General features: G+C 63.6%; 12 protein-coding genes. 4 read left to right on the top strand and 8 right to left on the bottom strand.

Features of this window, described 5'->3' with window-relative positions; all coding sequences use genetic code 11:
• Nucleotides 1–78 precede the first annotated feature (78 nt).
• The 4 genes from rpmG to rnr form a co-directional block, all read right to left on the bottom strand.
• Nucleotides 79–246, bottom strand: coding sequence for a 50S ribosomal protein L33 (gene rpmG, locus JKL45_RS06410; protein WP_173950390.1), 168 nt, complete (start codon nt 244–246; stop codon nt 79–81).
• Between the two features lie 276 nt (nt 247–522).
• A complete protein-coding gene (locus tag JKL45_RS06405; protein WP_210345699.1) occupies nt 523–1,248 on the bottom strand; it encodes an NUDIX hydrolase in 726 nt (241 codons plus the stop codon).
• Nucleotides 1,249–1,277: 29 nt separating this feature from the next.
• Nucleotides 1,278–1,706 carry a DUF983 domain-containing protein gene (locus tag JKL45_RS06400; protein WP_201860274.1) on the bottom strand — a complete coding sequence of 143 codons (429 nt, stop codon included), beginning with the start codon at nt 1,704–1,706 and terminating at the stop codon, nt 1,278–1,280.
• A 15-nt stretch (nt 1,707–1,721) separates the two neighbouring features.
• On the bottom strand, nt 1,722–4,034 hold the full coding sequence (gene rnr, locus JKL45_RS06395) for a ribonuclease R (RefSeq protein WP_246498336.1): 2,313 nt from the start codon (nt 4,032–4,034) through the stop codon (nt 1,722–1,724).
• A gap of 942 nt (nt 4,035–4,976) precedes the next feature.
• On the opposite strand from rnr, the gene JKL45_RS06390 reads away from it, so the two are divergent.
• On the top strand, nt 4,977–6,389 hold the full coding sequence (locus tag JKL45_RS06390) for a calcium-binding protein (protein ID WP_201860272.1): 1,413 nt from the start codon (nt 4,977–4,979) through the stop codon (nt 6,387–6,389).
• Between the two features lie 183 nt (nt 6,390–6,572).
• Here JKL45_RS06390 and parE read toward each other — a convergent pair whose 3' ends face one another.
• Entirely contained in the window at nt 6,573–8,633 is a 2,061-nt protein-coding gene (gene parE / locus JKL45_RS06385) for a DNA topoisomerase IV subunit B (RefSeq protein WP_201860271.1), read from the bottom strand.
• Between the two features lie 244 nt (nt 8,634–8,877).
• Here parE and JKL45_RS06380 point away from each other — a divergent pair, with 244 nt between their 5' ends.
• Nucleotides 8,878–9,066 carry a hypothetical protein gene (locus JKL45_RS06380; RefSeq protein ID WP_201860270.1) on the top strand — a complete coding sequence of 63 codons (189 nt, stop codon included), beginning with the start codon at nt 8,878–8,880 and terminating at the stop codon, nt 9,064–9,066.
• Here the strand turns inward: JKL45_RS06380 and JKL45_RS06375 are convergent.
• The 3 genes from JKL45_RS06375 to JKL45_RS06365 all read right to left on the bottom strand — a co-directional run bounded on the left by JKL45_RS06375 (nt 9,055) and on the right by JKL45_RS06365 (nt 14,051).
• Nucleotides 9,055–9,561 carry an MgtC/SapB family protein gene (locus JKL45_RS06375; protein ID WP_246498335.1) on the bottom strand — a complete coding sequence of 169 codons (507 nt, stop codon included), beginning with the start codon at nt 9,559–9,561 and terminating at the stop codon, nt 9,055–9,057. The genes JKL45_RS06380 and JKL45_RS06375 overlap by 12 nt on opposite strands.
• 5 nt (nt 9,562–9,566) lie before the next feature.
• The gene (gene topA, locus JKL45_RS06370; protein WP_201860269.1) at nt 9,567–12,275 is read right to left on the bottom strand and encodes a type I DNA topoisomerase; all 2,709 of its coding nucleotides are present in this window, start codon (nt 12,273–12,275) and stop codon (nt 9,567–9,569) included.
• A 138-nt stretch (nt 12,276–12,413) separates the two neighbouring features.
• Nucleotides 12,414–14,051, bottom strand: a complete 1,638-nt coding sequence (locus JKL45_RS06365; RefSeq protein WP_201860268.1) for an isovaleryl-CoA dehydrogenase — start codon at nt 14,049–14,051, stop codon at nt 12,414–12,416.
• Between the two features lie 224 nt (nt 14,052–14,275).
• Here JKL45_RS06365 and gloA2 point away from each other — a divergent pair, with 224 nt between their 5' ends.
• The gene (gene gloA2, locus JKL45_RS06360; RefSeq protein WP_201860267.1) at nt 14,276–14,671 is read left to right on the top strand and encodes an SMU1112c/YaeR family gloxylase I-like metalloprotein; all 396 of its coding nucleotides are present in this window, start codon (nt 14,276–14,278) and stop codon (nt 14,669–14,671) included.
• 143 nt (nt 14,672–14,814) lie between these two features.
• Nucleotides 14,815–15,762: an aspartate carbamoyltransferase catalytic subunit gene (locus JKL45_RS06355; protein ID WP_201860266.1), complete on the top strand. Its 948-nt coding sequence runs from the start codon at nt 14,815–14,817 to the stop codon at nt 15,760–15,762.
• Nucleotides 15,763–15,768 lie beyond the last annotated feature (6 nt).

Below are 15,768 nucleotides of genomic sequence, written 5' to 3'. Positions count from 1 at the left end.
CTGCCCTTTCATCCCTCGGAAACATAAAAACCGCCCTTGTCGGGCGGTTTTTAATTGAGCGGTTCGATGTAAAGCCGATTACTTGATCTTGGCTTCCTTGAACTCGACGTGCTTCTTCGCGACGGGGTCGTACTTCTTGAAGCTCATCTTCTCGGTCATCGTGCGCGAGTTCTTCTTCGTCACGTAGAAATAGCCCGTGTCGGCGGTGGAGACGAGCTTCACTTTGATCGTTGCGGCTTTGGCCATGGTTCAGGACCTCTTGTGCTATTCGGCAGTTCGGGAGGCTCAAGGCATCGCCGAAACGCAAAGGCCGGGCGAACCCGGCCGGAAAATCGTGCGGTTCCCATGCCTGAATATCGGGGCCCAGTCAAGGGTCGAGGGGCAGGAAGGGGACGGATTATCACCCTCAACGTCATCCCGGAGCTGCCAAGCAGAACCCGAGATCGCTGGACGAGAGTGGCGCCTTTCCCCTGCTAGCAATCCCGGATCTTCGCTACGCTTCGTCCGGGCTGACAATCCAGGCTACAGCAGTTCCCTGACAAACCGTCCGCGCTGCTGGTGGAAGAAAGGAACTGGGAGCTGGGGAGCGAATCCGGCGGCGATGCGGGCTTCCAGCTCTCCGAGGATCACCGTGGTGATGGGCGGCAGGTCCAAGGCTTTGGCCTGATCGATGGTCACCCAGGCCAGTTCCACAAGCTCGGCTTCAGGCCCGATAACGCCTTCGACCTCGTCAGCGATGGCGGTGCGGTCGACGGAGAAGAAACGGGTGTCGAACCGCCTGACCCGCTTTGGCGGCGTAATGGCTCTGCCGATGAACTGAAGGGCCTCGAGATCCGGATGGACACCCCGCTCCTGAAACGTCGTCCAGACAGTGCCGGCTGGCGCGCGCTCCGGGCTGCCGTATTCTTTGGTGCCGAGCATCAGGCCGGTCTCCTCGAAGGTTTCCCGCACAGCCGCGAGGGCGAGAGCCCGGCAACGCTGGGCCGAGGGCCGGGTGACCCGGGCCATGAGGGCCTGCTCGGCACGGGGGTGGAGGGCGCCCGTCACCGTCATGGAACGGTCGCCGGCCTCGATGCGCCCACCGGGAAACACGAACTTGCCCGGCATGAATTTCAGCCCCGCATGGCGCTTGCCCATGAGGACCTTCGGGGTCTTCGCCTTGCGGTCGATGATGATGAGGGTCGCGGCGTCGACGGGGCGGAGGACGGGAGCCTTGGGGTTGGTCTCAGCGGAAACGAGGCGATCCATCTTCGCCAGGGTTTCGATATCCGTCACGTTCAATTGTCCTCGTCGTTCTTCTTGGCGCGGGCTGCCCCGAAGCCATGCATACCTAGCGCGTATTGCAGCCCCACGACAGCGCCTTTCACCGGCTGAAGCAGCGCGAGGCACAGGATCAGCGTGAGCGCAGGCCAGGTGGCCAGATGCACCCACATGGGCACCTCGAGCTTGGTCTCCGTCATGAGGATGCCGTAGCCGATGAGATGGCCGACGATGAAGATCACCAGATAGGGTGGCAGGTCATCGGCCCGGTGGTGGTGAAGCTCCGTCCCGCAGGCTTCGCACTGATCGACGACCTTGAGAAAGCGTCCGAACAGCCGGCCTTTGTTGCAGGCTGGGCAATGACCCAGGAATCCACGCCGCATGGCGGGAACGGCCTTCACCTCGCCCGCATCCGCCGCCGCTGCGGTCTTGATCGTCAAAGACATGCCTCGTCCTTCTTGTCAGGCGCGTCCGCGCCGCTTGACCTTCACCCGGGTCGGGAAGCGGGCCGAGGCTTCAGCCGCCTTGGCCCGGCGAGCCGGCCGCTTGCCGCCCTTTCGGCCGCCGCCACCGGTCTTGCTCGTGACCCGGCCCTTGGTGAGGAGCTCGAAACGAAGCGCGCCCGCCACGGGCGCCGCCTCCACCAGCTTCACCTCCACCTTGTCGCCAAGCCGATAGGTCTCGCCAGTATCCTCGCCGCGCATCGAGTGGGTGGTCTCGTCGTAGCGATAATAGTCGTTGCCGATGGTGGCCGCCGGAACGAAGCCGTCCGCGCCGGTCTCATGCAGCTTGATGAAGAGGCCGGCCTTCGACACGCCCGAGATCTGCCCGTCGAATGTGGCCCCGATCCGGTCGGCGAGGAAGTGCGCGATCAGGCGGTCGATTGTCTCACGCTCCGCCGCCATAGCCCGCCGCTCAGCCGCCGAGATCTTGGCGCTGATCTCGATCAGCTCCGCCCGCGTGGTGCTCCCGGGCAGGCCATCCTTACCGAACTTAAGGGCCGCGATGAGCGCCCGGTGGACGATGAGGTCCGCATAGCGCCGGATGGGGGAGGTGAAATGGGCGTACCGCTTCAGGTTCAGGCCGAAATGGCCGTAATTTTCTGCCGAATACTCAGCCTGGGATTGGGAGCGCAGCACCACTTCATTGATGAAAAGCTGGTGCTCGGAGCCGTCGACGCTGCGCAGGATGCGGTTGAACAGCTCGGGCCTGATCGGCCCCTGTCCTGGGATCTTGAGGCCGATGGAGGCGAGCACCTCGCTCAAAGAGCGCATCTTCTCCAGCGAGGGCTCGTCGTGAACCCGGTAGATCAGGTCAGACTGCGCCTGCTCCAGGGCTTCCGCCGCCGCCACGTTGGCGAGGATCATGAACTCCTCGATGAGCTTGTGCGCCTCCAACCGCTCGGGCACGAAGACCCGGTCCACGGTGCCGTCGGGTTTGAGCACGATCTTGCGCTCAGGCAGGTCGAGGAAGAGCGGCTCGCGAATGTCGCGCGCCTTCTTCACCAGCCCATAGGCGGCCCACAGGGGCTTGAGGATCGTGTCGAGGATCGGCGTCGTGAACTCGTCCGGGCGGCCATCGATGGCGGCTTGAGCCTGCTGGTAGGAGAGCTTCTCGGCCGAGCGCATCATCACCCGGTGGAAGCTGTGGCGGATCTTTCGCCCGTCGGGGGCGATTACCATGCGGACCGCAAGGGCAGGGCGATCCTCGCGAGGCCTCAGGGAGCAGAGATCGTTGGAGATCCGCTCCGGCAGCATGGGCACGACCCGGTCAGGGAAGTAGACCGAGTTGCCGCGCTCCTGCGCTTGCCCGTCCATGGCGGAGCCGGGGCGCACATAGGCCGACACGTCGGCAATCGCCACGGTGACGATGAAGCCGCCTTGGTTGTTCGGGTCATCGTCTGGCACCGCATGGACGGCGTCGTCGTGATCCTTGGCGTCCGGCGGATCGATGGTCACGAGGGGCAGGGCGCGCCAATCCTCGCGGCCGTCCAAGGTGGCAGGCTTCGCAGCCGCGGCTTCGTCCAGCACCGCTTTCGGAAATTCGTTGGGAATGTTGTGCGCGAAGATCGCAATGAGGCTCACGGCCTTCTCGGACTTCACGGAGCCGAGGCGCTCCTTCACCTTCGCGGTCGGCAGTCCGAAGCGGCCGTGCTTGACGATGGAGACGGCGATCAGGTCGCCATCCTGGGCCTCGGCCTCGTCGCCGGGCCTGATCTGCAGTTCCTCACCGCGCGCCTTCTTGTCGACTGGGATCAGCCTGCCGCCACCTTCGGGCAGGCTGCGGAAGATGCCGAGCACCTGGGCCTGCTTCTTGGCGATGATCTTGGTGACGCGGCCGGAATAGCGGTGGATGTCGCCGGCTTTAAGCGGATCGACCCGCAGGAGCGCCCGGTCTCCGAGGCCGGCGACCGGCATGCCGGGGCGCGGCTTGCGCGGCGACACGATGATGATCGTCGGGATCGTGCCGTGCTCCTCCTCGTCCCACTCGGTCGGCACCGCAATCAACTCGCCGTCCCGATCCCGCCTGGTGATGTCTGCCATCACGACCGAGGGCAGCTGGCCTGCCTTGTGCATGGTCTTGCCGCGACGATCGACAACGCCCTCGATCTCCAAGTCCTTGAGGATCTGCTTGAGCCAGATGCGGTCACTGCCCTTGATATTGAAGCGATGGGCGATCTCGCGCTTTCCCACCTTGCCCTGGGCCTGGGTGATGAAGGACACGACCTCTTCGCGGGAGGGCAGGTTGATCTGGGCGTTCGGACGTTTAGCCAAGGGAGGAACTCGTTCGGTTGACTTGGTCTTGTCGCATGCAAGCTTGGCCGCGACCAGCCCGGCGGCTGTCTTTGTCATGACGCGCGGGAGCGCCAAGAGGTCCATGTGGAGGTGACAGGCCGTTCAAGTAAAAAATAAGGCCCCCGCGAGGGAGCCTTGAGGGACCGGCCCGTGGGGGCAGAATGAGCCGGTGAGCTTGTACAACGGGTTTGTCAGAGGATGGTTCCAAGTTTGTTAGAAATTTTTATTGGGTCGAAATGATATAAAATATTTTGGGCGAGCCTTATAAGACTACTCGCTCTTAGTGAAACTCATCCGTTCCCCAGTTATCGTGAATGTTCTTGATGCCCATATTCCCGGATCAGGAGATGTTAGCCATGTGCGTTGAGGCACTCGCAGGAGTCGTGCCATCCTGTGTCGCATGGGAATACTATCCGTTCTTGGAGTATACATTAATCCTCAGGACGTTACGGCTTTGACTCGCTGATAAGTTCAAACGGAGGCAGTCAAATGTTTGCTAGCGTTATCCTGGAAAATGAATTGGGTAGGATTATGGGTGGAGCGTTGCCAGGGGGGATGTATGGCGGGACTCAGGTCGTTCACACGCCAATTACTGGTGAGGTGGGGTCAGGACAGGCCAATTCCGATGGGGCGGGAGGCAATGGGACTAGTTCGCCGAGTCCCTCATCTGGGAGCACGGGGGGGACCATTTCTCTGGGGGATATCGGGATTGGAACCTTCGATCTAGTAATTAATTATACGCCCTGGCAAGATATGAGTCTTTCTGGCGGCCACTCGATTTGGATTTCATTTGGTGATCCCTCCCTTCACAATGATGGGTTGTGGACTTTTGACAATAATTTCTTTCTAGGAGGCTACTCAAATATCGAACTAGAAATATGGCTTGATGAAACTTTAGAATCTCTCACCGACGGTCATAAGTTGACCGCCACTTTTGATGGCTTTGTTTATACTCTTATATTCGATGGGCTCACCGGAAAATATATCGAAAGTATAGAAGGGACTGGTACCGACGACGCTATACAGGGCGCAGGAATTCTCAACGGCAATGGCGGGAATGACTATATCAAGGGGAGCGATGCGAGCGATCTTCTCCTTGGTGGCATCGGCAATGATGTCTTGACAGGCGGGGGCGGAGCGGATCGCCTCGATGGCGGCGACGGCTACGATGCCGTGGCCTACACCACAGCCGTGACGGCCAACCTGTCCGATGCCTCCCAGAACACCGGCGAGGCCGCCGGCGACACCTACGAGAGCATCGAGGGCCTCTACGGCTCCAACTACGCCGACCGGCTCACCGGCAATGCCGTCGACAACACCATCTACGGCGGCTGGGGCGAGGACATGCTCGCAGGGCTTGCTGGCAACGACCGGCTGTATGCCGGCGACAGCAACGACAACCTGATCGGCGGCGCTGGCGCCGACCTGCTCGATGGCGGCAATGGCTTCGACTATGCCGAGTACGGCAGCGCCACAACGGGCGTGGTGGTCGACCTGCTCAACGCCTGGCGCAACACGGGCGATGCGGCCGGCGACAGCTATGTCTCGATCGAGGGCATCGGCGGCTCGGCCTACAACGACGAGCTGGTGGGCAACCATCTTGGCAACGAGCTCTACGGCCATGGCGGCTGGGACTCGCTCGAGGGCCGTGGTGGCGCCGACTGGATGTATGGTGGCGCCGGCTATGACTTTGCCACCTACTACGCGGCCACAGCAGGCGTGAAGGCCAACCTGTCGAATTCGTCCGGCAACACCGGCGACGCCGCTGGCGATATGTACTTCGACATCGAGGGGCTGGGCGGCTCGTCCTACGGTGACGTGCTCACCGGCAACGGCGGCTACAACGAGCTGTTCGGCCACAACGGCAACGACACCCTCTATGGCCTGGCCGACGGTGACTTCCTGTCGGGCGGCGAGGGGCGTGACATCCTGGTCGGCGGTGCCGGCTCGGACTGGCTCACCGGCGGCACCGGTGCGGACCAGTTCCGCTTCGACAGCGCCTTGGGTGCTGGAAACGTCGACGTCGTCAACGACTTCAGCGTGGCCGAGGGCGACAAGATCATGCTGGAGACGCACATCTTCCAGGCCTTCCCGGCTGTGCTGCTCGAGGAGACGGACACGAGTTGGTCCTACCTGAACGACAAGCTGCCGGCGACGGCGTTCACCATCGGGGCTGCGGCGTCGACGGCGCAGCACCGGATTGTCTACAACCAGGCCACGGGCGGGCTGTTCTACGATGCCGACGGCACCGGGGCAGGCGCACAGGTGCAGTTTGCCACCATCGGCAAGTATCTGGCGCTCTCGGCCTCCAGCTTCGGCCTCTATACCCTCTGACATCCAGCCATAGGGTAGAAGCCCGATCCACAAACAGAAAAGGCCGGTACCTCACAGTGCCGGCCTTTTCTATTGAAGCTGTCTGAAAGAGAAGACCTTATGCCGCCGCGTCAGCGGAAGTAGCCTAAATGCTGGTACTCCCGTTGCGAAGGAGCTGCTGAGTGTGTCTCCGCACTATACCGATCAGATATCCAGATCCGCCTCGTCGGCAAACGCTGCGCGTTCCTGGATGAAGGCGAAGCGGGCTTCGGGCTTGTTGCCCATCAGGCGCTCCACGACGTCGCTGGCGTCCAGCCTCTCCTCATCGGCCACCACCACTTTCAGAAGCAGACGCTTCTTCGGGTCCATGGTGGTTTCCTTGAGCTGCGCAGGCAGCATCTCGCCGAGGCCCTTGAAGCGGCTGACCTCGATCTTGCCGTTGCCCTTGAACACCGTCTTCATCAGACGCTCGCGGTCGGCCTCGTCGCGGGCATACGCGGATTTCGCGCCTTGCGTCAGCCGGTAGAGCGGCGGGACGGCCAGGTACAGGTGGCCGTTGTCGATGAGCTTCGGCATCTGACGGTAGAAGAACGTGATCAGCAGGGTGGCGATGTGGGCGCCGTCCACGTCCGCGTCGGTCATGATGACGACCTTCTCGTAGCGGAGATCCGCCTCGCGGAACTGCGAGCCCTGGCCGCAGCCGAGTGCCTGGACGAGGTCCGAGATCTGCTGGTTCTGGTGCAGCTTGTCCTTTCCGGCCGAAGCCACGTTCAAAATCTTGCCGCGCAACGGAAGAACTGCCTGGCTGGCGCGGTCGCGGGCTTGCTTGGCGGATCCACCGGCCGAGTCGCCCTCGACCAGGAAGAGTTCGGAGCCCTTGGCGCCGGCATTGGAGCAGTCGGCCAGCTTGCCCGGCAGGCGCAGCTTGCGGGTCGCGGTCTTGCGGGCGACCTCCTTCTCCTGGCGGCGGCGCAGGCGCTCTTCCGCCCGGTCGATCACCCAGTCGAGCAGCTTGTTGGCCTGCTGCGGCGAGGCGGCGAGCCAGTGATCGAAGGTGTCGCGGATGGAGTTCTCGACGATGCGGCCAGCCTCGACGGTAGCCAACTTGTCCTTCGTCTGGCCCTGGAATTCCGGCTCGCGGATGAACACCGACAGCATGGACGCGCAGGTGGCCATCACGTCGTCGGTGGTCACCGCCGCCATGCGCTTGGCCTGGTTCACCCGCTCAGCATGCTCGCGCAGGCCACGCAGCAGCGCGATGCGCAGGCCGTTCTCGTGCGTGCCGCCTTCAGGCGTGGGTACCGTGTTGCAGTACGAGGTCGAGAACCCGTCCTCGTTCGTCATCCAGGCGACCGCCCATTCCAGCGAGCCGTGGCTGCCGGGCTTGGTGATCTTGCCGGAGAAGAGCTGGTCCGTGACAAGATCCTTCCCCTCGATGTCGTGGAGCAGGTAGTCCTTCAGGCCGTTCGGGAACTTGAAGGTCGCTTCCGCGGGAACGTTGGTGACGCCCTCGACCAGCGAGGGAGCGCATTTCCAGCGGATCTCAACGCCGCCGAACAGATAGGCCTTGGAGCGCGCCATCTTGAACAAGCGGCGGGGCTGGAAAAGAGCCTCCTTGCCGAAGATCTGCCAGTCGGGCTTGAAGCGCACCTTGGTGCCGCGCCGATTGAGCACGCGTCCCACGGTCTCGATCTTGCCCTGCGGGATGCCGCGGGAGAAGATCTGCCGGTACAGCGTCTGGCCGCGGGCGACCTCCACCTCAAGAATTTCCGACAGAGCGTTCACCACCGACACGCCGACGCCGTGCAGACCGCCCGAGGTCTCATAGACCTTCGAGTCGAACTTGCCGCCCGCGTGCAGGGTGGTCATGATCACTTCGAGGGCCGACTTCTTCGGAAACTTGGGGTGCGGATCGACGGGGATGCCGCGCCCGTTGTCGGTCACGGACAGCCAGCCGCCTTCCTCCAACTCCACTTCGATGAAGGTCGCGTGGCCCGCGACCGCCTCGTCCATGGAGTTGTCGATCACCTCGGCAAAGAGGTGGTGCAGGGCCTTCTCGTCCGTGCCGCCGATATACATGCCCGGCCGGCGGCGAACGGGCTCAAGCCCCTCCAGCACCTCGATGGCCGACGCGTCATATCCGGCCTCATCCGGCGTACCTTGAGGCGGCGCCTGGCGGGAGACCTTGACGGCGGCGTTGCGGGCCGTGGCAGGCGCGGCGCGCTTGGCAGCGCTGCCCCCGAAGAGATCGTCGTTGTCTGTCATTGGGACCTTGGTCCGGGATGATGATTCGCGTTTCTTTACACTATTTCTCATCCCGTTTTTATACGAGAACAAAACGGAAACATGAAGGCAAATTTCAGTCACAAGCCATAAATTTGACAGTGAGCTTAGTCTATAAAGGTTACCGGCGAATTCCCCTAAAGGCTGTCTTACGCCCGTCATCCGGAACTGTTTAAATTCCATTCACGTTGAATGGTTAAGCATGAGCTTAACGGGAGATTTGAGCGTGATGACGCGGACGAACATGGCACCGGCCCAGAAGCTTCACCTCGATCGCGCCGCTCGCAATGCAGGCGAAGCTTTCGCCTTCGACGAACCCGATACCACACCGGCTGCATCACGCTCCTATGGGTCGAGCCTGGTCTGGCTCGGCATGGCGGCCGTTGCGGTGGTGGGCTTGAGCCTAGTCTTCTAGAACATCTTCGTCGGCGTTCCGGCTCCTGCCGAACATACGGATGAGCCTCGCTTCGAGGCGGGTGCCGTAGGTTAGCAGGAACAGCGTCACCAATGTTCCGGCCACAGTGATGAACCATGCGCCCAGGCCCGCCGTGATGCCCAGGCCTGCCGCAATCCAGACTGTCGCAGCCGTCGTGAGGCCCTGAACCTCCGTTCCATCCTTGGCCCGCAGGATCGAGCCTGCGCCGAGGAATCCCAAGCCTGTCAGGATGCCCTGCACGACGCGGCTGACCGCATCCTGCGAGAAGTGCAGCCCCTCATAGACCGAGCCCGCCAGGATCACGAGGGCGGAGCCGAGCGAGACGAGCCCAAGGGTCCGCATCCCGATCGGCTTGTTGTGAAGGTCCCGGTTGATGCCGACGACCATGCCGGCCGCCGTCGCCACCAACAGGCGCAGGGAGATCTCGACCTGATCGCCGTGCTCTTCCATGAGCCAGAACAGCCAATGCTCCATCGCGTTCAGCCTGCCTTGGCAGTCTTCTTCGCGGCAGCCGTCTTGGTGGCGGCCTTTTTCGGAGCTGCCTTCTTGGCCGGGCTCTTCTTGGCTGAGGTCTTGGATGCCGCCTTCTTCGCAGCAGGTGCCTTGGCGGCGGCCTTCTTGGCCGGAGCCTTGCGGCCGCGCGACGGCTTCTTCGACGGGCCGGCAGCCCGGCGCGCCTTCAGAAGCTCCACCGCATCGTCCAGCGTCACCGCCTCGGCAGCCATGGCGCGCGGCAGGGTCGCGTTGGTCTCGCCGTCGGTCACGTAGGGCCCGAAGCGACCGGCCTTCACCACGATGGGCTTGCCCGATTCCGGATCCGCACCCAGGGGGCGCCCCGGATCGGCCGCGCCGCGCCGGGCGCCGCCTCCGCCGCTTTCCTTGGTGACGATCAGGTCGATGGCCCGGTTCGCGCCGATCTCCAGCACGTCGTCGCCGGCACCCAGATTGGCGTAGACCTTGCCGTGCTGAACGTAAGGCCCGTAGCGCCCGATGCTCGCCAGGATCGGCTCGCCCGATTCAGGGTGCACCGCCACCTGACGCGGTAGCGCCAGGAGCTTCAGGGCCTTCTCCAGATCGACCTGCGAGGGCGTGAGGCCCTTCGGCAGGGACGAGCGCTTGGGCTTCTCGCCTTCGCCCAGTTGCACGAAGGGGCCGAAGCGGCCATCGCGCAGGGTGACTTCGAGGCCGGTCTCCGGGTCTTGGCCCAGCACCTTCACGCCCGGCTGGCCGCCGTTCTCCGACGAGCCTTCGCCATCGCCATCGACGCCCGTGGCGGCGATCTGGCGGGTGAACTTGCACTCGGGATAGTTCGAGCAGCCGATGAACGAACCGAACTTGCCGAGCTTCAGCGAGAGCTGGCCGGTGCCGCAGGTCGGGCAGGTGCGCGGGTTGGAGCCGTCGCCCTTATCGGGGAAGATGTGCGGGCCGAGCAGTTCGTTCAACGCGTCGAGCACCTCCGTGGTGCGCAGCTCCTTGGTCTCGCCGATGGCAGCCGAGAAGTGCTGCCAGAACTCGCGCATCACCTGCTTCCAGTCGATCTCGTTGTTCGAGACCCGGTCGAGCTGCTCCTCCAGGTCCGCGGTGAAATCGTATTCCACGTAGCGGCGGAAGAAGCTCTCCAGGAAGGCCGTGACGATGCGGCCCTTATCCTCGGGGACGAGCCGCTTCTTCTCGATCTTGACGTATTCGCGGTCGCGCAGGGTCTGCAGCACGGCGGCATAGGTCGAGGGTCGGCCGATGCCGAGCTCTTCCATGCGCTTGACCAGCGAGGCTTCCGAATAGCGCGGCGGCGGCTCGGTGAAGTGCTGGGTGGCGGCGATGCGGCGGCGCTCCAGGGAATCGCCTGCTTTCATCGGCGGCAGGCGGCCCTCGTCCTCGTCCGCCTCGTCGTCCTTGCTCTCGTTGTAGAGGGTGAGGAAGCCGTCGAACTTGATCACCTGGCCGGTGGCGCGCAGGTCCAGCTTGCGCGGGCCCACCTGGGCCGTGATGTCGGCGGTGGTGCGCTCCAGCTCGGCCGATTCCATCTGGCTCGCGATGGTGCGGGTCCAGATCAGGTCGTAGAGACGGGCCTGTTCCGGCTCCAGGTACTTGGCCACGTATTTCGGCAGGCGGCTCATGTCCGTCGGGCGGACGGCCTCGTGCGCTTCCTGGGCGTTCTTGGCCTTGGTGGTGTACTTGCGCGGCGCACCCGGCACGTAGCGGTCGCCGTATTCCTTGACGATCACCCGGCGGGCGTCCTGCACGGCCTCGGGCGCCATGTCGACGCCGTCGGTACGCATATAGGTGATGATGCCGACCGTCTCGCCACCGATGTCCACACCCTCGTAAAGACGCTGAGCGATGCGCATGGTCTGGGCCGGCGCCAGCCCGAGCTTGCGCGAGGCCTCCTGCTGCAGGGTCGAGGTGGTGAAGGGCGGGTAGGGGTGGCGCTTGGCGGGCTTGGCTTCGATGTTCGCCACCGAGAAGGTCGCGAGCTCCAGGTCCTTCTTGAAGGCTTCCGCGTCCTTGCCGTTGCCGATGTCGAGACGGGTGATCTTCTTGCCGTCGGCGCCCACGAGGCGCGCGTCGAACACGCCGCCGTCCTTGGTGGCAAGCGTCGCGATCAGCGACCAGTATTCGCGCGGCTTGAAGGTCTCGATCTCAAGCTCACGGTCACAGACGAGGCGAAGGGCCACCGATTGAACACGGCCGGCCGAGCGGGCGCCGGGGAGCTTCCTCCAGAGAACCGGCGAGAGGGTAAAGCCGACAAGATAGTCGAGGGCGCGACGGGCCAGATAGGCATCCACCAGCGCCTGATCAATCTGGCGCGGATTGCGCAGGGCCGTCTGCACGGCGTCCTTGGTGATGGCGTTGAAGGTCACGCGCTCGACCGGCAGGTCCTTCAGCACGCGCTTTTCGCGCAGGGCCTCCAGCACGTGCCAGGAGATCGCCTCGCCCTCGCGATCCGGGTCGGTGGCCAGGATGAGCTTCTCGGCCCCCTTGATCGCCTTCGCGATATCAGAAACCCGCTTCGAGCCCCTGTCCTCGAGCGTCCAGATCATGCGGAAATCGGCATCCGGGTCGACCGAACCATCCTTGGCGGGCAGATCGCGGATATGCCCGAAGGAGGCCAGGACCTCGTAATCCTTGCCGAGATACTTGTTGATCGTCTTGGCCTTGGCAGGCGACTCGACGACGAGGACTTTCATGAACGACTTCCTAAGCGCGGGAGCAGACGGACGCCCTGCTGCCAGGGCGTAACCGGCGGTCAGCCCATGACCGCCGCAGGGCGGGAATAAGTGGTTGATGATCGCGGACAAGTCAAATCAGGCCCATCCGCACCTTTGTCATATGGCCACGAAGGCTCTCTCCAGCAAGGGATTCACGGCTGGCCCGAGATCGTTGGCGCCGATCATCCGGGACGGGGCAGCGAGGCGGGTAAGGGCATAAGCCTGGGTAATTTCAGGAGGCGCGGAGCGGGCGAGCGCCGCTGTGGCGGCCAGAAGGAACAGCCTCTCGGCGATGAACCGGGCCCGCGCTTCGGCCTCCGGCGAATGGAGCGCCATGACGAGGTCCCTGGCCGCCTCGGAGGCGCCTGGAAGGTCCTGGATATCGGCCATCAGGTGCTCCAGCACGGCGGTGGCAACCTCGGGCTCGCGGGTCTCGGCGCGCAGGATGTCGAGAGCAATTACGTTGCCCGATCCCTCCCAGATCGCGTTGACGGGAGCCTCCCGGTAAAGCCGGGGCAGGGCGCTTTCCTCCACGTAGCCGTTACCGCCAAGACACTCCATGGCCTCGTAGAGGAGGCGTGGTGCCGCCTTGCAGATGCCGAACTTGGCCGCAGGGGTGACGAGCCGGGCATGGGCAGCTTCGTGTTCGTCGGTCTGCTGAAGGTCGAAGCTGTGGGCGGCCCGGAGGCTCAAGGCCGTCATGGCCTCGCTTTCCAGGGCGAGGTCCCCCAGCACCATCCGCATGGCCGGCTGGTCGATGAGCTTCCTCTGGAAGACGCTGCGGTGCCGGGCGTGGTGCATGGCAAGCGCGAGCCCCATCCGCGCGAGCCCCGCCGAGGCCACGGCGCAGTCGAGGCGGGTGAGCTGCACCATCTCGATGATGGTGCGGACCCCGCGGCCCTCCTCGCCGATCCGCCAGGCGAAGGCCTCGTGAAACTCGACCTCCGAGGAGGCATTCGAGCGGTTGCCGAGCTTGTCCTTCAGCCGCTGCAGGCGAAGGGCGTTGAGGGAGCCGTCCGGCCTGAAGCGGGGCAGGAGGAAGCAGGTGAGGCCGCCGGGCGCCTGGGCCAGCACCAGGAAGGCGTCGCACATGGGCGCCGACATGAACCATTTGTGGCCGGTCAGCGCATATTCGTCTCCGGCCTTCTGAGCGGCCCGGGTCGTGTTGGCGCGGACATCCGTCCCGCCCTGCTTCTCCGTCATGCCCATGCCGAGGGTGACGGCGCTCTTCTCCCAGAAGGGAATGAAGCGGGAGTCGTAATCCCGCGAGCGGATCTTCGGCAGCCATTCGGCGAGCCGGTTCGGGGAGGCGGCCAGCGCCGCCGCCGAGGCATGGGTCATGGTGATCGGACAGACATGGCCGCTCTCGACTCCCGCCGCGGTGTAGATCCGGGCCGCCCGTGCCACATGGGCATTGCCGCTCCCGGGCTCGTCCCAGGTCGAGGCATGGAGCCCGTCCTCCATGCTCGCCCGCATGAGCACGTGGTAGGCCGGATGGAACTCGACCGCATCGATCCGGTAGCCCCGCGCATCGTGGGTGCGCAGCTTCGGCGGGTTCTCGTTGGCGAGCCGCCCGAGATCGATCCGCTCCGCCGAGCCCCAGGCGGCACCGAAAGCGACAAGCCCCTCCGCATCCGGATCGGCCCCATGGGCATCGAGCGCATCGAGCAGGGGGCGGTTGGTCGCGATCAGGTTCACGTCCCCGAAGGGCGGTGCCTGGTTGAAGACCTCGTGACTGTTGGAGAAATTCGGCACGGCAGCGATCCAGGGACAACTATCTATTCTAGAGCAGAAAAAGAGGGATCGTATCCGCCGCCCCAAGATTATGTCGGCAACCCGATTGCCTTCGTCCCAGCTACCCCATGCAACTCAACAGCGGCTTGTTAATTGTTATAATGTTTAGATATAGGGTGCATCAGAGCCCCTTTTACTTTGCCTAACCCGTGTCAATCATCGGTAAACTGGAATGCGAGGGTCTGATGCTGGACGCCATTCACCATGTCGCAATGATCTGCTCTGATTACGATCGCTCGAAGCAATTCTATTCTCAAATCCTAGGATTTCCGATCATCCGTGAGGTCTGGCGTGCAGAGCGGCAATCCTGGAAGTGCGATCTTCAGCTCGGCTCAGTTCAAATCGAACTCTTTTCGTTTCCGAACCCGCCACCCCGCCCATCCGGACCGGAAGCCTGTGGGTTAAGGCATCTCGCCTTCAGGGTGAAGGCCCTGGAACCGATGATCACCCATTTGGAAAACTATGGGATTCTCGTCGAGCCGGTCCGCGTCGACGAGCACACAAACCAGCGCTTCACTTTTTTCGCCGATCCGGACGGGCTTCCCCTCGAATTGTATGAAGATAAATATGAGCATCTCTAAATGTCTCAATCTTGCATCTATAGGGTATCATCAGGTTAACGCGATAGAGGCGGGGAGCGACCAGTCCCTGGGCATAATCTGGCCTCGGGCGAAATCCCTTGCTTGCCGCCGTTTCCGGGACCGCCTATAGCCATCGCTTTAAGATGACAGACGCCCCCCGATCCGTTTTTCCCCACCGGCATCTCCTCGGCATCGAGGGGCTGTCTCCCTTGGACATTCAGGCGCTGCTCGACCTTGCCGACGAACAGGTCGAGGTGAGCCGGCAGGTCGAGAAGCGGAAGACGACCCTGCGGGGCCGGACCCAGATCAACCTCTTCTTCGAGGCCTCCACCCGCACCCAGTCGTCCTTCGAGATCGCCGGCAAGCGGCTCGGCGCCGACGTAATGAACATGCAGGTCGGCTCATCCTCGGTGAAGAAGGGCGAGACCCTGATCGACACCGCCGTGACACTGAACGCCATGCGGCCCGACATCATCGTCGTGCGCCATCATTCGGCGGGCGCCGTGCATCTGCTGGCCCAGAAGGTCGACTGCTCGGTGGTGAATGCCGGCGACGGCGCGCACGAGCACCCGACCCAGGCTCTGCTCGACGCGCTCACCATCCGGCGCAACAAGGGGCGCATCGAGGGGCTGACTGTGGCGATCTGCGGCGACATCCTGCATTCGCGGGTGGCGCGCTCCAACATGATCCTGCTCGCCGCCATGGGCGCCCGGGTGCGCCTCGTGGCACCCTCGACCCTGATCCCGCCCGGCATCGCGCGGCTCGGCTTCGAGACATTCACCAGCATGGAGAAGGGATTGAAGGACGCGGACATCGTCATGATGCTGCGCCTGCAGCGCGAGCGCATGAACGGCTCCTTCGTGCCCTCCGTGAAGGAGTATTTCCGCTTCTACGGGCTCGATCAGGAGAAGCTGAGCTTCGCCAAGCCCGACGCGCTCGTGATGCATCCGGGTCCGATGAACCGGGGCGTCGAGATCTCGTCCGATGTGGCGGACGGCGCGCAGTCCCTGATCCGCGAGCAGGTTGAAATGGGCGTCGCCGTGCGCATGGCGGTGCTGGAGGCTCTGGCGAGCCATCTGCCGAACAGGTGAGGGGCG

Origin of the sequence: Microvirga soli (assembly GCF_016734765.1) — a bacterium.
Taxonomy (GTDB): Bacteria; Pseudomonadota; Alphaproteobacteria; order Rhizobiales; family Beijerinckiaceae; genus Microvirga; species Microvirga soli.
The sequence above is the reverse complement of the archived record's forward strand: the minus strand, read 5'-3'. Positions and strand labels throughout refer to the sequence as shown.